At 39.5% G+C, this 18272-nt stretch carries 31 protein-coding genes; 5 read left to right on the top strand and 26 right to left on the bottom strand.

The genetic code is table 11. The features are described from left to right. The first annotated feature begins 368 nt into the window (after positions 1–368). Genes SJ312_RS13515 through rlmM form a run of 3 tightly spaced genes read left to right on the top strand, consistent with a single transcriptional unit; the run spans position 369 to position 2829 of the window. On the top strand, positions 369–1310 hold the full coding sequence (locus SJ312_RS13515; protein ID WP_004257564.1) for a transcriptional regulator GcvA: 942 nt from the start codon (positions 369–371) through the stop codon (positions 1308–1310). Between the two features lie 27 nt (positions 1311–1337). After that, the gene (locus SJ312_RS13510) at positions 1338–1733 is read left to right on the top strand and encodes a DUF423 domain-containing protein (RefSeq protein ID WP_004908716.1); all 396 of its coding nucleotides are present in this window, start codon (positions 1338–1340) and stop codon (positions 1731–1733) included. Further along, entirely contained in the window at positions 1726–2829 is a 1104-nt protein-coding gene (gene rlmM / locus SJ312_RS13505; RefSeq protein ID WP_319868007.1) for a 23S rRNA (cytidine(2498)-2'-O)-methyltransferase RlmM, read from the top strand. Before SJ312_RS13510 ends, rlmM begins: the two co-directional genes overlap by 8 nt. A 59-nt stretch (positions 2830–2888) precedes the next feature. On the opposite strand, the gene xni is transcribed toward rlmM, so the two are convergent. The 23 genes from xni to SJ312_RS13390 all read right to left on the bottom strand — a co-directional run bounded on the left by xni (position 2889) and on the right by SJ312_RS13390 (position 14030). Then, positions 2889–3644, bottom strand: a complete 756-nt coding sequence (gene xni / locus SJ312_RS13500) for a flap endonuclease Xni (protein WP_110591281.1) — start codon at positions 3642–3644, stop codon at positions 2889–2891. 18 nt (positions 3645–3662) lie between these two features. Continuing rightward, on the bottom strand, positions 3663–5030 hold the full coding sequence (gene ppnN, locus SJ312_RS13495) for a nucleotide 5'-monophosphate nucleosidase PpnN (protein WP_110591282.1): 1368 nt from the start codon (positions 5028–5030) through the stop codon (positions 3663–3665). A 65-nt stretch (positions 5031–5095) separates the two neighbouring features. Continuing rightward, positions 5096–6160, bottom strand: a complete 1065-nt coding sequence (locus tag SJ312_RS13490; protein WP_319868003.1) for a site-specific integrase — start codon at positions 6158–6160, stop codon at positions 5096–5098. Next, positions 6117–6374: an excisionase gene (locus tag SJ312_RS13485; RefSeq protein ID WP_163768750.1), complete on the bottom strand. Its 258-nt coding sequence runs from the start codon at positions 6372–6374 to the stop codon at positions 6117–6119. The genes SJ312_RS13490 and SJ312_RS13485 overlap by 44 nt, the downstream gene beginning before the upstream one ends. Beyond that, the gene (locus SJ312_RS13480) at positions 6375–6575 is read right to left on the bottom strand and encodes a hypothetical protein (RefSeq protein WP_036943257.1); all 201 of its coding nucleotides are present in this window, start codon (positions 6573–6575) and stop codon (positions 6375–6377) included. It abuts the gene before it with no gap. Between the two features lie 210 nt (positions 6576–6785). Then, a complete protein-coding gene (locus tag SJ312_RS13475) occupies positions 6786–7082 on the bottom strand; it encodes a hypothetical protein (RefSeq protein ID WP_249998679.1) in 297 nt (98 codons plus the stop codon). A 112-nt stretch (positions 7083–7194) separates the two neighbouring features. Continuing rightward, positions 7195–7338 carry a hypothetical protein gene (locus SJ312_RS13470; RefSeq protein ID WP_319868002.1) on the bottom strand — a complete coding sequence of 48 codons (144 nt, stop codon included), beginning with the start codon at positions 7336–7338 and terminating at the stop codon, positions 7195–7197. Further along, positions 7338–7559 carry a hypothetical protein gene (locus tag SJ312_RS13465; RefSeq protein ID WP_249998682.1) on the bottom strand — a complete coding sequence of 74 codons (222 nt, stop codon included), beginning with the start codon at positions 7557–7559 and terminating at the stop codon, positions 7338–7340. Before SJ312_RS13465 ends, SJ312_RS13470 begins: the two co-directional genes overlap by 1 nt. Then, positions 7559–7732 (bottom strand): hypothetical protein, encoded by a 174-nt coding sequence (locus SJ312_RS13460; RefSeq protein WP_249998684.1) that lies wholly within the window; start codon positions 7730–7732, stop codon positions 7559–7561. The genes SJ312_RS13465 and SJ312_RS13460 overlap by 1 nt, the downstream gene beginning before the upstream one ends. Positions 7733–7884: 152 nt before the next feature. Then, complete coding sequence (locus SJ312_RS13455; RefSeq protein ID WP_154622819.1) at positions 7885–8046, bottom strand: hook protein; 162 nt, start codon at positions 8044–8046, stop codon at positions 7885–7887. A gap of 42 nt (positions 8047–8088) precedes the next feature. Then, complete coding sequence (locus SJ312_RS13450) at positions 8089–8832, bottom strand: methyltransferase (protein ID WP_154635705.1); 744 nt, start codon at positions 8830–8832, stop codon at positions 8089–8091. 15 nt (positions 8833–8847) lie between these two features. After that, on the bottom strand, positions 8848–9336 hold the full coding sequence (ssb, locus tag SJ312_RS13445) for a single-stranded DNA-binding protein (RefSeq protein ID WP_319867999.1): 489 nt from the start codon (positions 9334–9336) through the stop codon (positions 8848–8850). Beyond that, positions 9330–10025, bottom strand: a complete 696-nt coding sequence (locus tag SJ312_RS13440; RefSeq protein WP_413776562.1) for a lambda exonuclease family protein — start codon at positions 10023–10025, stop codon at positions 9330–9332. Before SJ312_RS13440 ends, ssb begins: the two co-directional genes overlap by 7 nt. Further along, positions 10022–10906 (bottom strand): RecT family recombinase, encoded by an 885-nt coding sequence (locus SJ312_RS13435; protein ID WP_272672193.1) that lies wholly within the window; start codon positions 10904–10906, stop codon positions 10022–10024. Before SJ312_RS13435 ends, SJ312_RS13440 begins: the two co-directional genes overlap by 4 nt. After that, positions 10903–11109: a hypothetical protein gene (locus SJ312_RS13430; protein WP_272519564.1), complete on the bottom strand. Its 207-nt coding sequence runs from the start codon at positions 11107–11109 to the stop codon at positions 10903–10905. The genes SJ312_RS13435 and SJ312_RS13430 overlap by 4 nt, the downstream gene beginning before the upstream one ends. Further along, the gene (locus tag SJ312_RS13425; RefSeq protein ID WP_048606419.1) at positions 11106–11372 is read right to left on the bottom strand and encodes a hypothetical protein; all 267 of its coding nucleotides are present in this window, start codon (positions 11370–11372) and stop codon (positions 11106–11108) included. The genes SJ312_RS13430 and SJ312_RS13425 overlap by 4 nt, the downstream gene beginning before the upstream one ends. After that, a complete protein-coding gene (locus tag SJ312_RS13420; protein ID WP_161595417.1) occupies positions 11369–11524 on the bottom strand; it encodes a hypothetical protein in 156 nt (51 codons plus the stop codon). The genes SJ312_RS13425 and SJ312_RS13420 overlap by 4 nt, the downstream gene beginning before the upstream one ends. A gap of 66 nt (positions 11525–11590) precedes the next feature. Further along, positions 11591–12589, bottom strand: coding sequence for a hypothetical protein (locus SJ312_RS13415; protein WP_105881164.1), 999 nt, complete (start codon positions 12587–12589; stop codon positions 11591–11593). Between the two features lie 64 nt (positions 12590–12653). Continuing rightward, positions 12654–12932 (bottom strand): hypothetical protein, encoded by a 279-nt coding sequence (locus SJ312_RS13410; protein WP_319867995.1) that lies wholly within the window; start codon positions 12930–12932, stop codon positions 12654–12656. 1 nt (position 12933) lies between these two features. Further along, on the bottom strand, positions 12934–13146 hold the full coding sequence (locus tag SJ312_RS13405) for a hypothetical protein (protein ID WP_129467332.1): 213 nt from the start codon (positions 13144–13146) through the stop codon (positions 12934–12936). Then, positions 13143–13382, bottom strand: coding sequence for a hypothetical protein (locus SJ312_RS13400; protein ID WP_319867993.1), 240 nt, complete (start codon positions 13380–13382; stop codon positions 13143–13145). The genes SJ312_RS13405 and SJ312_RS13400 overlap by 4 nt, the downstream gene beginning before the upstream one ends. A gap of 17 nt (positions 13383–13399) precedes the next feature. Beyond that, a complete protein-coding gene (locus tag SJ312_RS13395; RefSeq protein WP_319867991.1) occupies positions 13400–13771 on the bottom strand; it encodes a hypothetical protein in 372 nt (123 codons plus the stop codon). A 58-nt stretch (positions 13772–13829) separates the two neighbouring features. Beyond that, entirely contained in the window at positions 13830–14030 is a 201-nt protein-coding gene (locus tag SJ312_RS13390) for an antirestriction Ral family protein (RefSeq protein ID WP_319867989.1), read from the bottom strand. A 400-nt stretch (positions 14031–14430) separates the two neighbouring features. On the opposite strand from SJ312_RS13390, the gene SJ312_RS13385 reads away from it, so the two are divergent. Beyond that, a complete protein-coding gene (locus tag SJ312_RS13385) occupies positions 14431–14877 on the top strand; it encodes a hypothetical protein (protein WP_319867987.1) in 447 nt (148 codons plus the stop codon). Positions 14878–15433: 556 nt separating this feature from the next. Here SJ312_RS13385 and SJ312_RS13380 read toward each other — a convergent pair. Genes SJ312_RS13380 through SJ312_RS13370 form a run of 3 tightly spaced genes read right to left on the bottom strand, consistent with a single transcriptional unit; the run spans position 15434 to position 17834 of the window. Continuing rightward, positions 15434–16249 carry a DUF3037 domain-containing protein gene (locus SJ312_RS13380; protein ID WP_319867985.1) on the bottom strand — a complete coding sequence of 272 codons (816 nt, stop codon included), beginning with the start codon at positions 16247–16249 and terminating at the stop codon, positions 15434–15436. Continuing rightward, complete coding sequence (locus SJ312_RS13375) at positions 16246–17082, bottom strand: hypothetical protein (protein WP_319867983.1); 837 nt, start codon at positions 17080–17082, stop codon at positions 16246–16248. Before SJ312_RS13375 ends, SJ312_RS13380 begins: the two co-directional genes overlap by 4 nt. 53 nt (positions 17083–17135) lie before the next feature. Next, complete coding sequence (locus SJ312_RS13370) at positions 17136–17834, bottom strand: helix-turn-helix transcriptional regulator (RefSeq protein WP_196573089.1); 699 nt, start codon at positions 17832–17834, stop codon at positions 17136–17138. A gap of 108 nt (positions 17835–17942) precedes the next feature. Here SJ312_RS13370 and SJ312_RS13365 point away from each other — a divergent pair, with 108 nt between their 5' ends. Further along, positions 17943–18170, top strand: coding sequence for a transcriptional regulator (locus SJ312_RS13365; RefSeq protein WP_063693416.1), 228 nt, complete (start codon positions 17943–17945; stop codon positions 18168–18170). Positions 18171–18272: the final 102 nt, after the last annotated feature.

Raw genomic sequence — 18272 nt, 5'->3', positions numbered from 1 at the left:
AGTTATTTGTATTTATTAAGTTAAATTGCTTAAGTAAATACCGAAATAGCATTAAAAAAAGAGTAAAAAAAAGCACCGCGCGTTGGCGGTGCACTATATAAAATCACTATGGACAGACAGGGTAAATGTACAGGAAGTGAAAAAACAGTAGCTAAAGCTACAAAGGTCTGGTTCAACCAGACAACTTGCAAACACAACATCACAACCACAAAGCCAAAAGTTTCAAAGTAACTAAACTCTGTAACTTTTCGTTCCGGCTTAGGAAGTGTGCATACTATAGGTATTTACTAGCGTATCCTCAAGGGACAAATTATAATGCTTCGGATGAAAAAAACTAATGCATAACAAGATGCCAAGTAGAAGTGATTATGTCTAAAAGATTACCGCCCCTAAATGCACTGAGAGTCTTTGATGCTGCTGCTCGTCATTTAAGTTTTACTAAGGCAGCAGAAGAATTATTTGTAACTCAAGCAGCCGTTAGCCACCAAATGAAAAGTTTGGAAGATTTCCTTGGGCTGAAATTATTCCGTCGGCGCAACCGATCATTGTTATTGACAGAAGAAGGTCAAAGTTATTACCTTGATATTAAAGAGATTTTCTCTTCTTTAAACGAGGCGACGCGTAAGTTGCAAGCCAGAAGTGCAAAAGGGGCATTAACGGTTAGTTTATCCCCAAGTTTTGCGATTCAGTGGCTGGTGCCAAGGCTTTCAGGCTTTAACCAGGCCTATCCAGGAATTGATGTGCGGATCCAAGCTGTAGATAGAGAAGAAGATAAATTGGCAGATGACGTTGATGTCGCTATTTTCTACGGTAAAGGTAATTGGCCAGGGCTAAGAACAGATAGGCTTTATGCTGAATATTTAATGCCGGTATGTTCACCATCTTTATTAACTGGAGATAGCCAACTAAAAATTCCTGAAGATTTAGCAAAACATACGTTACTTCACGATTCTTCACGAAGAGACTGGCAAGCATATGTTAAGCAACTAGAGTTACAAAATGTCGTTAATGTACAGCAAGGTCCCATTTTTAGTCATAGTGCGATGGTTATTCAAGCTGCTGTTCATGGTCAGGGAGTTGCACTGACGAATAATGTTATGGCTAAAAATGAAATTGACGCAGGGCGCTTAGTTTGTCCCTTTAGTGAGGTGTTAGTTAGTAAAAATGCATTCTACTTAGTTTGCCAAGAAAATCAGGCAGATTTAGGCAAAATAGCTGCATTTCGCCAATGGATTCTTGGGCAGGCGGCAAGTGAACAAGAAAAATTAGGTTTTATTACGGGTGACCAAGATGTGGCGCTTATTCAGTAATCAAGTATTTAAATAAAAGGTGTTACTGTGAATAGTCGTTTGATGTTAATTTTTGCAGGAATTAGTGGCTTCTTTACTGTTGCTTTTGGAGCTATTGGTTCACATGCGTTATCGTCAATTATGAGTGTCCATCAAATGGACTGGATTGAAATAGGGCTACGTTATCAAATGTTGCATACTGTTGCACTAATGGTGCTAGGGGCAATTTTATTACGTAAAATAATTCTGTGGTTCTATTGGTCAGGTGTGTTTTTCTCTGTTGGGATACTTCTTTTTAGCGGTAGCCTTTATTGTATGGCACTATTGCAGGTAAAATACTTCTCTTATTTTACGCCAATAGGTGGTGTATGTTTCCTAATTGGTTGGCTGTTAGTGGTTATTGGCGCTATGCGTCTAAGGAAATCGGCGTCACGCAATGAGTAATAAAATTGCACTATATTGCCGTCCAGGCTTTGAAAAAGAATGTGCAGCAGAAATTACAGATAAAGCAGGGCAAAAAGAAATTTATGGTTTTGCCCGCGTAAAAGAAAACAGTGGTTATGTTATTTTTGAGTGCTACCAAGCAGAAGATGCGGACAAACTCGCACGAACGTTGCCTTTTCGAGAATTAATTTTTGCTCGTCAAATGATTGTAATAGGGGATTTACTTAAGGATTTACCGCCTGAAGACCGTATTACCCCGATTGTAAATGCATTGAGTCAGCAAGTTGTGCGGGCAGGAGATCTCCGTGTTGAAGTTGCTGATACCAATGAATCGAAAGAACTCTTGAAGTTTTGCCGCAAGTTTACGGTACCTTTGCGTAATGCATTACGTAAAGAAAAAATCTTATTGCCACTCGAAAACTTTAAGCGGCCCGTTATTCATGTGTTCTTTATTGCCCCTGGTTGCTGCTATACCGGGTATTCGTATACCAATAATAGTTCAAATTTCTATATGGGGATCCCAAGGTTAAAATTCCCATCAGATGCACCGAGCCGTTCAACCTTAAAACTTGAGGAAGCTTTCCACGTCTTCATTCCTTATGAAGAATGGGAAGAACGTCTAGCAAGTGGGATGAAAGCTGTCGATCTTGGTGCATGCCCAGGGGGATGGACTTATCAATTAGTGAAACGCAGTATGATGGTGGATGCTGTAGATAACGGCCCAATGGCGGAAAGCCTTATGGATACAGGGCAAGTTAAGCATCACCGTGAAGATGGTTTTAAATTTAAGCCTACTTCCCATAATATTACTTGGTTAGTCTGCGATATGGTTGAAAAACCAGCTAAAGTTGCTGCGCTAATGACTGATTGGCTTGCTCAAGGTTGGTGCCGAGAGGCCATTTTTAACTTAAAATTGCCGATGAAAAAGCGCTATGAAGAAGTTTCACATATCTTAGAAAAGATGAAAGCACAGCTTAAAGAGCAAGGCGTTAATGTGTTGATTCAAGCTAAACAGCTTTATCATGACCGCGAAGAAGTAACTGTACATGTGATGAGGATATGGTCGGCAAATCCAATGGCACGTGAGTATTATTAATTTATAGAATCAGTTAATAAAAAAGCCACTTCATCATTAAGTGGCTTTTCTGTTTTCTATTAGTTGGGTGCATAACGCAACTGATTCAGATTCCCTCGTATCGGGATATCGGTTCTTAAAGTCGCAATATCTCGGCAAATCAATGCAATTTCCTGCTGATTGATGAGCTTTTTCTGCCATTTCTCTTCAAGGTTATCTAAATTGGCAAATATATTTTCAATAGAGTGATATTGTTGCAATAGTGTCGTGGCACTTTTAGGACCAATCCCTGCAACACCGGGAACTTTACTACTACTGATCCCTGCAAGCCCCCAATAATCAGGAAGTTGATTAGGAGAAACGCCAAATTCCTTTTCGATAAAAGGGATATCTAGCCAGCGCTTTTGAAAATAATCGCGAATTCTTAAGTTAGGGGAAAGTAGTTGGCAGTAACCTTTGTCTGTGGATACGATGGTAACTGTGTGCCCCGATCCCGCAATGCGTGTTGCTAAGGTAGCGGCTAAATCATCGGCTTCATCCCCTTCAGACTGCCAGCAGTGAACCCCTTTTTCTTTAAATAAGGCTATTAGGGTGGGGAGTTCAGCATGCAGATCTTCAGGCATAGGTTGTCGCCCCGCTTTATAATCGGGGAGTTTTTCATGGCGCCAGCTTTGGTGACGTCCTTCTTCATCAAACACTGCAACAATGTGCGTGGCATCAGTATGGGCGATCAACTGCGATATTGCAGATAAACAAGTTTCTCCACACGGGCTTCCTTGCACCGCGTGGATACGGCGTATTAAGTTTAATGCATCAATAATTAATAAGTGGATCATAAATACGCCAACATTTACTTATTTCACGATTTCATAGCAAGGTTCGTATGCCGTACCACCCGGTAATTTCATACGATGTTGCTCAACGAAGCCTTGTAATAACACATCCATACGCTTCATTAGCTCACTATCGCCGTGAATTTTGAATGGCCCATGTTTTTCGATGGCTTTCATACCAAATTCTTTCACGTTACCAGCCACAATACCGGAGAAAGCGCGGCGTAAATCTGAAGCCAGTTTCTCAGGTGCTTGCCCTGGGTGGAGGTTCAGTGATGCCATATTTTCATGCGTTGGTTCGAATGGATGTTGTAAATTGTGAGCAATTTTAATTGACCAGTTGAAGCTATAGGCATCACCTGTGCTACGGCGATTTTCTTTAACTTGTGGCATGCTGCGTTTCATTACACGAGCGACTTCTTGAGCATCATCAATAATAATTTGGTAATGCTTACTGGCTTCATCACCTAAAGTGTGTCGAATAAAGTCGTCTAATACTTCAAAGTATTCCGCACTTTCTTTTGGGCCCGTTAAAATCAGTGGTAGAACTTGTTCACTGTTGGCTGGGTCCATTAAAATACCCAATAAATACAGTAACTCTTCGGCGGTACCGACACCTCCTGGGAAAATAATAATCCCATGACCTAATCGAACGAATGCCTCTAAACGTTTTTCGATATCAGGCATAATGATGAGTTCGTTCACTAATGGGTTTGGTGGCTCAGCGGCGATAATTGAAGGCTCAGTTAAGCCGATAAAACGGCTATTTTTGTATTGTTGTTGTGCATGGCCAACTGCTGCACCTTTCATCGGTGCTTCCATGGCACCCGGGCCACAGCCTGTACAGATATTTAGCTCACGCAACCCAAGCTCATTACCTACCTTACGGCCATATTGGTACTCAATTTCATTAATTGAGTGGCCGCCCCAGCAAACAATCATACTCGGGTCTTCATCGATATGCAGGGCACGGGCATTACGCAAGATAGAGAAAATCATATTGGTAATATGTGTGCCATTTTCGAGGTCTAAATTAAATTGTTCTTTGGCATGGGTAATTTGCGCATGGACGAATAGAATGTCACGCAATACGGCAAATAGGTTTGCTTGTAAGGTGCGAATAATTTTACCATCAACAAAAGCTTTTTCTGGTGGGTCGATAAGTTCAAGCTTAACGCCACGCTCACGGCGTAATACATTGATATCAAAATCTTTACTTTTTTCTAATAGCTCTTTACTGCTATCAGTTAAGCTGCCTGAATGCAAAACGGCTAAAGAACAATTTCGAAATAATTGGTACAAATCGCTACTGGCCGTGCGTTTTAGCATATCAACTTCAAGTTGAGAGAGTAGATCCATAGATCCTAATGGACTGATATGAGTAATCATTTTTTTCCCTTTTAAATCATTTTATTACGGATTGCTCTCCGAAATAATTCGAAATAAATCCAATATCAAATTTCGATTTTTTTCCAACTAAGACCCCTATCATCCTGATACATTCTGGTCATATCCATTGATTTGTGTCCTAAAAGCTGGTTAGCGAACTCATTTGATTTTTCATTCCCATACACTCTGGATGCTAGGCTTCGGATTTCGTGGAACGTCGGCGGAGAACCCTCCCATGACAAACCACTTTTGCTTCTGGCTAGTGAAAAAGCCTTACCAATGGTTTTATCTGCTAGCATATCACCCTTCTGTGAAACCAGCACGAATTCCTTTCCGTTCAATTCATGCTTGCACCTATCTAGCACTGATTGCAAAGTTTTATTAGCTATATTATTTGAAATGGTGAGCGGTATTGCTATTTTAGTTCCTGTTTTCTCTTGCTCTATCCATAAGTAACCATCATAAATGTCATTCCATTTTAATTTTCTAATATCACCAGAGCGCTGTCCTGTTAATATAGCCAAATCCATACTCATGCTAACCCAAGGCTGACAGTGTTCTACAGCGGTGTTGTATATTTGAATGTAATCACTTTCTGATATCCTAGTTCTGGCTATTTTATTCCTTGGAACTCTGGTTGCTATTACGGGATTGAAATCAATCACCCCATCCGACATCGCTTCGTTAAACATATCTTTTAGAATACTCCGCATCAATCTAGCTGTAGTTATATTCCCATCAGAAACAATGCTATTTATGTAATCAGCAATATCTTTAGTTTTTATTTCATTTAAAGGAACATTATTGAAGCTATTTTTTATCCTTTTTAACCGTCCTTGGTAGTCATCTAGGGTCTTTTTCTTTAAATCACGGAGGAGTATAATCTCACCAAATCTATCTATCCAATCATGAAATTTTATTGCATCGTTACTTGCCATTCTGTTTATTAATGATTCTTTTTTTCCATAAATAAACAAGTTAGCCGAGATGGCTTCATTTACCGCCTCGGCTTTATTTCTTCCTATACCGTATTCAATGCCGGTTTCGGGGTTTCGGTAGCTGTAATATCCTTTTCTGCAATATAAATTAGGGGGTAAGTGTACGTTTTTGGGGCTTCTGTTTCTTGCCATCTGTCTCAATCCTTTTTAACAGTTTGCAGTTTTTATTTAATAGAATGCTTGGGTTAAGATTTTCGTAGTTTGTTATTTTTTGTGCGGATGGGTGTATTAAATATTGATATCCGTCAAATGTTGGAGCTGGGTATATTTTCCCAGCGCTTATCCACCGCCTTATCGTTTCATCACTTCTTCTGTGCTTTTTTGCGAATTCTCTGACTGTTTGCATTTATGCGCCTCCGTTCTTCCTTTTATATTTCTCATAATCATCCCCGCAATCTTTACTGCAATATGCGCTATTTGGTTTTGCTGGCATTTCTTCACACCAGATGCACATTCCGTTTATTGATTTAGTTACTGGCTGGCGATTTGATAATGCTGCTTGAATGTGTAATTGTTCTAGTTCGTTTGCTGAGTCGATAATATCCATAATTCACCTATGCTATTTTCAATACGTTATTAGATTGAATATTGCTTTCTACCTGAGCACCTCACCACAAACCACCTCAACATCCCGCACCTGCATTATCTGCATAGCACGGCTCTCGCATTCTTGCTGTGTGTAGATTTGCTCAGATACAGGCACAGCAGAACCCTGTATTACAAGCAGTAATACATATCCGATTATTTGCATTGTTATTTACTTTTGGATAAATATAGGGGTATTGAATGCAGGGGATTTATCTTTAGATACGTAAACGTTTGATGCAATGCCGTCATTCATTCTTTTTGCTGCCTCTTGCGTGATAAATGCAACAGGATGTAAGTTGTTAATTCGCTCAATCTCATTACATAATTGAATTAACATTTTAGGGTGAATTAATTTATCCCAATCATTCAGCCTAAAAGTAAACTCTTCATTCTCAAGTTCAGCTTTAATTAATGACTCACTACGTTTTTTTAATTCTTTCGCATATTCCAATATTTCATTATTCATTTTTTATTTTCACTCCGTTGCTGATTAATGCTTTTTCCACTTGCTCTATAGCACTATTAAATCCATCGAGGAAATAATCATTATAATGTGAGTCAAGCTCCGGCAATTCAACCTATAAACTCTCGCGTGATGCTTGCCATGCAGATAATTGACGTTGGTGCATTCTTGTTATCGAAATCATACCAAGCCCATTATTTTTCATTTCTTCTTTTTGTGGTGTAAACCACTCTTCAAATTGCTGCCTTGATTTATTCATCACTCACCATCCTCAAAGTTACTTAACGCATCCATTACGCTAGTTTCTCGTAGAACATCAAAAGCAATACAGGCCATATCGAATAAAGCAATCTCTTGCGGGTGAATGGCTTTATCAAATCGATAACCAAATGGCACTTCATAACCTAGGCGTTTATAGTAAACACGCGCCAGCTCGTTGGCTATATCGACAATTTGACGGTCTGTTAATGGTCTATCCATCACTCCACCTTCATTAATTCATGAATTCCATCTTTAGTTAATGTCCAGCCAAGGATTGTTTGTCTGATTAAACCTTTTTTCTCAAAAGATTTAAGCGTTCTGCCATCAACCCCAGCGCCAAACTTATCTCTCACAATATCTAGCGTTTTAATTTGCTTCTCTGTTAATTTCATCACTCCACCTTTTTATAGCCAGTTTTTACCAAACCACGCGATAGCAAGAAATGTAATTCCGCCAAAAATGAATGACAGTATTGTGATCGCCAAAAAGTTAAATGAATCTCTCATATATATTCCTTTTCATTGCATCCCTGCGAGTTAAATTATTACGTTGGGTTTACTAGCTCATACGCATCATTAACGTGGTCTTGCTCTATTGCATAATAAGTACCGCTTCCATCAAATTCACATTCTTCACAGTTGCGGTATATATCAGTGATGGCTTGTTTTAACTTTGTGTTTTCTTCTTGTAACTGTTCAATAGTCATATCTATCTCCTGTTTGCATCCTTGCACTGAGTCCGTATTTATTTAGTTAATTACTTTTAATATTACTGTATTTACGTTTGTTCCTGAGCTGGAAAAACTCTTTTCAGGAAGAGAAATAATTTCGTGATTTCTAGATTTAAGTAATTCCAAAAACTCAAGAGTTAATTTATTTGTTCTAAATGTTATTGATGAAGACATTATTGCTATAAGAATTCCGTTAGGCTTTAGAAATTTGAGCGCGTGCGTTACATGCTTTATATCAGCTTGCTTTCCAAACGGTGGGTTCATAATAACTCTATCGAAACTTTCAACGGGAACTGATTTTAAGAAGTCACATGCTTCATGAACAAAGCCTATATTTAGTGATTTTAAGTGCCTGTTATGTTCAGGATTTAATTCATACATACTCAGACTAACCCCATCTACAGCAGTGGCTTCTTTCGCTAATGCTCCAATTCCTGCACTAGGCTCTAATACTGACATTCCGGACTTTATTTCTGCTAGGTCAATTACTTTTTTTGCTAACTCAGGCGGTGTAGGGAAGAACTCAAAATCATCTTTAGGTATTGTTATTTCTCCTGTTAATATAATCTGGTCTATTCTTTCTTGTGCGTCACTTTCAAACAAATGAGCCTTTATTTTTTTGTTCCATTTAGCTCCTGCGGCCTCTAATACTTTGTTTGTTTTTAAATATATATTTCTATCAAGCTCTCCAGTTAAATATAATTTATTTTCTTCTGCGCGTGCGTTACTTAGCACATTCAGAATAGTGCTTTCTATTTTCATGGTTATATCCTTTGGTTAAATCATATAAATAGCGTGTCGTGGGTAGGGGAGTCCGATAGGAGCGAACGGAATATCGTCTGAGAAATCCATCGGTGGCTCATTACTTTGTTGGGCTGGTTGTTGTGGTTGCCCCCATCCACCTTGTTGTTGTGTTTGTTGTGACTGTGGTTTCTTGTCTAGAAACTTCACGATGCTATCCATGCCCACAGTGACCTCAGTCGAATATCTATCTTGCCCTGATTGGTCTTGCCACTTTCTAGTTCTGAATTTTCCTTTCACAAAAACTAGCGATCCTTTTTTAAGATACTCACCAACGTTTTCAGCTAATTTTCCAAACACAACAACACGTATCCATTCAGTTTTTTCTTTTTGCTCGCCCGTTTTCTTGTCTTTCCAACGCTCTGAGCATCCGATAGACATAGTTGCGATAGCGTCACCGCTAGGTTGGTATCTAATTTCAGGGTCATTACCAAGATGACCAATAATATTTACTTCGTTTAGCATGGCTTACCCCACTGATTGCCAAATTGAATGCCTAATTTATTTAAACCCTGATCCATTACTTCAATGAACTCGGGGACTAATTCGTCGAATTCTTTCATCATGCTTTCGTCACGCTCGACAGGGAAATATGCGATTTCTTTCCCTGCTGGCATTCGTGGGTCAAAATTTGCAAAGTGCCAGATGTCCTTACCTGTAACCCACATGGAATATTGAACTTGAGCCACATATTCCTTTTTCATTGCATCGATTCCGTTCAATGCTAAGTCGATAAATACGTCCGTGTTATTCGGGCATTTAAGCTCTAACCCTGAGCCATCACTGCAAATGCCGTCTGGTGAGCAAGCTATCCGTAGTTGCTCGTCTTTGAATATTATTGGCACTTCCTTTGCCGTTAATCCGGTGTAAAACTCGAATGTCATCCTTGCTTCTAACTCGTAGTTTTTACCCCATTCCAGCGTCCTTGCTGATACTTCCTTGTAAACTCCCGTGCAAACTTCACCAATAAGGGTGTTTAAATATGTTTTCTTTGTGTCTGACCATTTAGTGCCAGACCTTGGTTTGGATATGACTTTCCATGCCTCAGAGGCAGTCACAACACCTAACCTGATTGACAACCACTCTTCGCTTCCTTGCTCTACTTTGGTTAAATCGATGCCTGTTTTGCTTAGAATGATGTCATTGCTAATCATTTTCCTTCTGCCTTTTTCCTTAGCATGTCGATGATTACGTTCGCTTCAAACACAGTTATTTGTTCAGGGTGGGTAATTGGACGATTGAATTTCTTGCTGATGAATTCCATAAACGTATCGCTCCATTCGCCATCTACTTTCATCATCAATGCGGTGATATCGTCCATCTGTTGCTCACTGGCTGGCGTTACGTCACGAGGTTGTGACTGTTCGCTTTTAAAGTCGATACCTTCACCAGCTTCGGTGTTAACGTAGTCAATTGCTTGGTCTAGTCGTTCTCTACGAGGCCAGTATTTGCTAGCACGCTTAACTATTGTTTTACGCGCCATTTCCTCCCACCAAGTTTTCCATGGTCCATTAGCTGATTTACTTGCAGCCTGTACAGTTTTTATCTCAGCTAAACTCATTTCTTCCGTGAGATAATCACCGCTTGGAGTTTTGACAGTACAATAACCACCAACAATCGCGCCTCTATCACCGAATGCGTTGTATTTATGTGTTGGTGGTGTATCTAATCCGTTAGATTCGTAAGTATCATTTTCATGAACTAGCTTACATTGCCCCCATTCAATTGCTTTCGTTGCTTGAGCTAAATGCAATAGCCCCATGTAACTGATATCCAAACAAACAACGCCTTTCCTTGGCACTAGATAAGCCAGTTTGCTTGCTGGGTTTAATGTGATTCCAATAGCTGCGACATTGACAATTGCATTCTGCGCGCTTGACGGGTTACTCATAGCTACAGATGCCAGTTCGTTATTCCGCTGAAATGCTTGAATGGCGAACTGGCTTTCCTTAGCCCATGTTATTGATTGGTCTGTAACTGCACTGCAAAATAATTGCTCTTGCTGTTTTACAAACTCTATTATTGATGTGCTCAAAACATCCTCCTTTCGCTTTTCGCAGCCTCAAAAAAAGCATTCCATGCTTCATCTGATTCTTGAGTCGTCATTTTCCGTATGACCGATGAGGGAAGGGCATCATAAAACCGCTGAGCCATTTCATTAGTTAGCTCATCATCCTGATTTGCTAGGTGCTCACGGTCTGGAATGGTGACGAAGTTTTCATACTCTGAAATTCTCATGCTGCGTCCTTACTTAACTTGGCCACTGCCGAAAATATTAGGCTTCCTTTCCCTCTGGTGATGTACTCTTCCATAAGCGCATCAGTCCATTCATGCTTTAAGAGGAAATCAACTATCTCCTCAATCGGTGCATCCATTGCAGTAAAGAGAGCGTCCGTATCTCCCTCTATTTTTTGCACTTCATGGTTTTCAATTGATAACCTGAAGTCTTTATCAAACGTTATTGACGGGTAATAACCTTTTGTATTTATGTGTAACGTCATATCCACCTCGGTATCAGTGTTATGAAGGCAAGTAGGGCGATAACAACGGCTATCCAATCCCACTTAATTTTGTTTTTAACTTCATCCTTGAAGCTCTCGCTATTCAGTCGATAGCTGAGTTCCTGACGTTTTAATTCGTTAATTTTTGGCATAAGAAATCCCTCACTTATCGATTGATAGCGATTGTTATTTAGGTTCTGGTGTTGGTGCGGTGGGTATTAGTAGTTCATTGTCATATGGGGGATTTGGTTACTTGCAACTAGCTTAATAAATTCAGTCGCTAATTTTTCATCAAATCCGTTACTGACCAAGGCTTTCAATGCCTCTTGATTAAATACTCGGCGATGCTCTTTATCTTCTTGACGTTTAGCATCTTCCTTACGTTTGCGTTCTTCTTCCGCTAATCGCGTTTGTTCAGCTTCAAGAGCTTTCTTGCGCTCAGCTTCGATAGCGGCTTGTTTCTCGCGCTCGGCTCTCTCCTGAGCTTCTTTAGCTTCTTGCTCAGCACGTTGAATGGCTTCCTGCTTTTCACGCTCTGCACGTTCGGCGGCTTCTTTGGCTTCACGTTCGCGCTGTGCTGCTGCTTCGATTTCTTGCTGTGCTTTTTGTTCAGCTTCTAACCTAGCTTGCTCTGCTGCTTGTTTCTTCAGCTCTTCTTCGTGTGCAATACGTTGGCGTTCTGCTTCGGCTTTAGCTTCTGCTAAATCACGGTCGAATTTCTCATTCATGAGCAGGGCGATTTCATGATCTGACTCGATACGCTCAGCAAGTGCCTTGTCGAAAGCCTCATTCATTTCTAGCGCTTCTTCGTGCCACGCTAACATTTGCTTTTCTGCTTCGATTCTCTCTAACTCAGCCTTTCTTTCCTTTTCAGCTAACTCCCAATCATCCGCTGGTTTTTTAATTTCAGATGCTAAGGCATCAAGTTCCCTTTTAAATTCAGCTCGAGCCGCATCAATCTTTTTCGGAATTTCTTTTAACTCTGCGGCTAATTCTTTTCCTTTTGATTCAATATAAGTTTTCGAGCGAGTTACTTCATACGCTAAAGAAACTAGCTTCTTTCTGTTAACCTCCTTAGACAAATCCAGCTCGCCAAGCTCCTCTCTTTTTTGATTGGCCTTAACTTTGATAGCTAATAATAAGTTGCCAGCTTTCTCTGGTTCAGTAAAAATAGAGAGCCTATTTTCTTTCTCGATTACGACTAATTCATTTGCCATTTCCTATGTTCCTTATGTGCTTATTCCTCACTATTAATAGCGATATGAATGATTAAGCGGTGGGTTACTGCTGACCGAGGGCTTTTGCGATTGCTAAGCGTGTCTTTTCCATTGATGACTCGTAAATGTCATTCCAGCCTTGCTTGCGACCATTGCGTTGCATTTCAATCAAAGCCTCTAATAACTCTGGTGCTGCTGCGATTAGATGGGAGTCTGCTTTCTGATTGGCTGTTGTGATATCTAAATAAACATCACCAATTGTCACTCCGTGAAAAGTTGTCATTATTTCATTGGCATTTCTTATGGTGTGTTTCCAAGGCGCAGGCGTTCCTTTAAACTCCATATCACCCCCTAGCCTTTAATATTGCATATGCTTCATTAAAAACATCTTTATCTACCCACAAAACCAAAGCTTCTTCATCTAAATCAGCATCAGTAACAAAAGAGACTGTCGTGTTATCAGTGCTTTCTTTTATAGCAGTTATAGTCTTTGATAAAAGCTGGAAAGATATATTTTCACTTCCGATTTCATTAATTAAGTCAGATATAGAAATCATTTATTACTCCTAGCCTTTAACATTGCATCTGCCATGCGGTAGTAGGTTTCAGCTTTATCCTTGAAAATGGCGTCAATGTCATCCTGTGACCAATAACCGCTATCCATGCGCTCTGTTGCCCAATCACCTTGCATAGCCTTAGCAGCTAGATAGTCACGTAAACTCATACCTGTATGAGTGCCATGTAACCCTGTTGCTGGAATTGGAAAAGCCGCACCACCTGTTTTATCTGTCATACTCCCTCCGTTATTAACTAAACGTCATCATCATCTAACGATGCGAATTTGATGATTGTTTTTATTGTTTCATCAAATTGATGGATTCCACTACTTTCAGAAAGCCTGTCTTGCGTACCTTCGACTAACTCACCTAACTCAATCGATTTACAGTCATACAAGCCAAGCACGTTACATAAAGTTCTGGATACGATGTTGTGTAAGTGACCCTTGATGATTAAAGCTGGATTACCATGCATAGCGCCAACCCGTAAAAAGTGGTCAGCGTGTTTCTGATGCGCTTTTGCTGATGATAAAATTGCAGGTAGCATCTCTTTGTTAGGCTGGTTAATTAACTCGTCGCCATCGCTGTAGGTGTGACCTATAGCGCCTGTTGGTATTGTTTCCATCTCTATCTCCTATCTATTAATCAACTCACCACAGTCCACCTTGATGGACTGTAATTAGTTAACTGCGCTCGTTTTTCTGCTGCTCAAGCTCTCTTGCTATCATTGCAGTTGTGCGTATCGCCCATTTATCAATAATTAATCCATCCTCCATCACTAGAGCCATTTCCTCCGGCCTAACCATGCACTCAGAATCAAGCTTGCAGCCTTTGCATTTTTTGAACTGGCTACACCATTTGCTAGTGTCAATAGTCGTATTCATACGGATAGTCCTGATATTGACTCATGTCATCGTCTGGATGCTCGTCGAATTCTTCGATATCGTATTCCATATTCACCCCCTTGCTGTGATGCTTCCATCACTCCTAATCGGCTTGCGTAGCCTTTCCTGTCGCTTCTTAGAGTTCATATTTCCTCCGTAATGATTGCCTGAACTGTCTTAACCTCCTCAGGCGGCAGAGGTTCATCGCATTTACCACAACGCAATAAATCTGTGTATAATTCAATCACCACAACGTAAATAAAAAGGACTTGAAATGCTTAAAGTTAATTACGCATCACAAGGTGATATTGTTCCAAACCACTTAAACCCGAAACCAATTAGACCAACACCTCCACCGCCATCTACACCAAGTGACGGAGGTAAAAAATAAGGAATTGCTATGAGCCGAAATGATTTGATTGATAGAGTTATCTACTCGCACTATTTAGAGCAGCTTTACTCGACAGCTTTAGGGAGGGTGGATAAGTTAATATCCATTCTTATTTTTATTTTCGGCTCTGCTATTGTTTTGCAGGCAAACACCTTTGTTTTTGGTGTGTTAATTGCTGCATTGACAGCTATACAGTCAACATGTCAATTCGGTAAAAAATCTGGTGAAGCTAAGCGTAAGGCGTTTGATTACCAAAAGTTATTCACCATCGAATCAAAGTATGATGACAGCGATTTAGTTGATAGAATCCTCGAAATCGAAGCGTCTGACTCGACTCCGTGGTCTTCACTTTCTCCGATAGCTACTCTCAAAGCCCAGATAAAAATGGGTGTTGAGGATAAGTATCTAGAAAAGCTTAATTGGAAAACTAAATTACTTAGAGTTCTTTGTGGCTAGCCCATCCTTGGGCTTTATCTCGCCGTCACCCCGAACTCACTGCTCGGCTTGCGTAGCCGTGCTTGCTTGCGTGTGTCGCATTCCTGCGAACGTTTCTGATCTTCGTTAACTGAGCATCAGTAGCATCTTTGTGATACTTGCTGATGTGCATAACTGGTAATCGCGGGTCAAATGTCCTTAGACACAACGGACAGGTAACTTTCGTTTTCATGCGCTGCTCCTATCAAATGACTTATGCAAATATTGTTATTTCATAAGTAATCTGTAGTGCATCTCATTGCCGTTCTTACCTGAACCCGCCGAGTGCCCGACGCATGGTTTAAAGTCGCGCCGTTCGACTATTTTTATCTCAGGTTGCCCTTCGATGATTAAAATATACCTACAGGTAATTTAAAAGTAAATACCCAAAGGTAAACAATTTAACGCAAAAAGTTTACCTGATTGTTTTTTCAGGAAATTTATTTTCAACAATTATTTATCTTGCGAGGAAAATCACACTAGAGGGGAATTGCGGGCACAAAAAAGCCCTCGCGGGGAGGGCTGGGGTGAAATAGGGCTATTGATTACTTAATATATCATGTGCTGCATTAAGCATTCTGTCATAATAAAAATCCATGTCTGATTTGCTATATGAGTTAATTAGGTTATCACAATGCTTTTCTAAGAGGTTTAATTGTTTTCTTGCGCTTTGTTCTTGAGCAATAGTCTCTGCTGCATATATAACAAATGAATCTATGTTATTTAGGTAAACTTCGTTTGCTTTACTGATAGTAATAGCACTAACGGCAGCTTCACCCATTTGTTTCTTGATATTTTCAGCTCTAAAATCTATCGTTTCGGTTAAGTGATACTTTCCATTCTTTAGTAGAAAGTCAGCAACCAAACCTTCATCATGGCTAATGGTAAAATTAGTTACAACCTTATGATTAAAGATGTCACTTTCTGATTGCCCAAGAATACCTTGTTTTTTAAATACTTCTTTTATATCGAAGAATATATTTCTTTTAACCCTTTTGTATTTCTTTTTATGAGGATTTATAAGGCGATCCATTAAGTTCTTAATTTTATCGTCGTACGTTTCGTTTGATGAAACTGAAAACATACCAAAACTTGATAGTGATAGAGACCCTTTAAATAATTTTGGCAATAACTCAACATCCTCAACTAATTCAGAAAGATGGACTAACGAGTCAGTTAAATCATTTAGGTAATGAAGATCTAAATTAGTATCTATAGCTTTTAATTTAGACTCGCTGTTTATTATCCTTACATCTATTCCTTGATTTAAATACACAACGAGTCCAACATTAATAGTCTCCCCTTTTTCAAAATTAGGGGTAAGTCTTATTAGGCTGTACCTGTATGTATTCATGAATTTATCTCCTGACGGATAGCTTCTATTCTTAGTTGCCGTTCTTCGCTGTCCCACCATTTTATAAAATGTTCCTTGTGATGATTTGGCATCCATTGCTCTGGCATACTATCAAGTATATCAGATATTTTAGAGCTGACAATTTTCTCAATTTTATCCAACACAGCAAGAGCTGATGCCTTAAATTGGTCTGAATCACCAAGAAAATTCTTTGCAAATAACCAGTTACAATATGTTGTTGAATCAGTAGGGAGTGTTCTAGAAGTTGTTCTCGGCCACCCAATAACAAATGAGCTTAAACTAAAATCAAAAGTTTTAACGATTGTATTCCCTAATGTATTTTGCATATATAAATAATTATTGAAATGCCTATCGACGTTATGGACAAATTGGTCAAAGGCATATATAGCCCACATTTGTCTTTTTAATCCATCATTAGCACTGGATAGGATATTTATCCATTGAACGTCATTTAACCCCGTTTTCCAAGCTGCCAATTCAATTCTAGAACCAAAAACATATTCACCATTAGATAAACACTTCAGTATTTTACAAACTGGAGTTGCAATGCCACACAATTCGGCTAAACACGTACAAAACCATTCAGAAGCTGGAACTTGATTTGGGTTTGATACTGGTATTGGTATGCCACTATTCATACTTTTTATCGCATATTCCATTTCATCAGAAGCAATAGCAAAACCAGATAAGTGAACTGTACCAAGGCTAGATGGTGTAAAATCCGTAAATTCCAACTGAAATAACTGGCCTTGCTCAGCACTAGTTTGATCGTTTTCTGTTTGTTCCATCTGCATACCTTGTGCTTTTGGCATTGTAAAGATCTCTTTGTTATTAAAATCCTAAAACGTGTCGTCAGGCCATTGGGTTAGCCGTGGAATTTATAAGTAATAGACTGGCTAACTAGCACCTTAGCACATATATAAAGCCCATTAAGAGCATCTTCGTCTAGATACCAAGTTTCATATCTAGGGTTGTCAGATATAACTGCTAGGCGCTTATACTGTTTCTGCAATCGCTTTATGTAGAGCTGGTTATCCAATACGAACACATAAATCCCGTCACCATCAAAAAAGTTTGTGGTTATATCTACGAATATCTGATCCCTAGGTTCGAACGTTTCAGCCATCGAATCACCTTTTACAGTGATCATCTTTATCGTATTTGAAGGTCTACCACCAAATAATCGTTTTGCTTCATCCGCTGAATACTCAATAGCCGTGATAGTCTCGATAAAATCATCGATAACCATCACGCCAGCACCTGCACTCGCTTCTACGTCTAGTATTTCAACCTTGAACTTATCATTATGTTGTGGTGGGGTAAATTCTGATTCTGTTATACCATCCATCCATCCAGAAGGGAGTCCTAATGCTTTCTGAATAGCTAAAACCATCTTATCCCCGATTCTCTTGTAACCAGACTTTGTCGGTGGATACAGCATCCTAGATACATATGACTTATCCTTGCCTATAACACGAGAAAACTCTTCTTGCGTCTCATATCGGGAAACAAGTTCGGCTAGTTTTTGACGTCTTTTTTCATACAAATCATTTTCATCTTTCATAACTAAATCATCTATCAAAAATACCTTCTGGTAAATTGCCTATAGGTATTGATATTTAATTTACCTGTAGGTATATTTATTCTATGTTTAGGTAAACAAGGACAACAAATGGAACAATTACGGATATTCCTAAATTCCCTTTCTGTTTCTGAGCAAGAGATGTTTGCTAAAAAATGCGGAACTTCAATTGGTTACCTCAGAAAAGCTTTAGCAAAGGGCTCAAAACTAGGAGTTGCCTTATGTGTGGCAATTGAAGTTAACAGTAACTCAAAAGTAACCAGAAAAGACCTCTACCCAGATGATTGGGAAAAGAACTGGCCTGAACTGGCAGCTTAATAAAGATTAAAAACAAAGTAGTAACTGAACGGCACAGTATATTGTCGGGCGGGCGGCGTATCTCTAAGGAGACAATGTACCGAAGTGGCAACACCCATTCAG

The sequence above is a fragment of the Providencia sp. CIM-Carb-044 genome (assembly GCF_033901115.1).
In the GTDB taxonomy this organism is placed as follows: Bacteria; Pseudomonadota; Gammaproteobacteria; order Enterobacterales; family Enterobacteriaceae; genus Providencia; species Providencia hangzhouensis.
The sequence above is the reverse complement of the archived record's forward strand: the minus strand, read 5'-3'. Positions and strand labels throughout refer to the sequence as shown.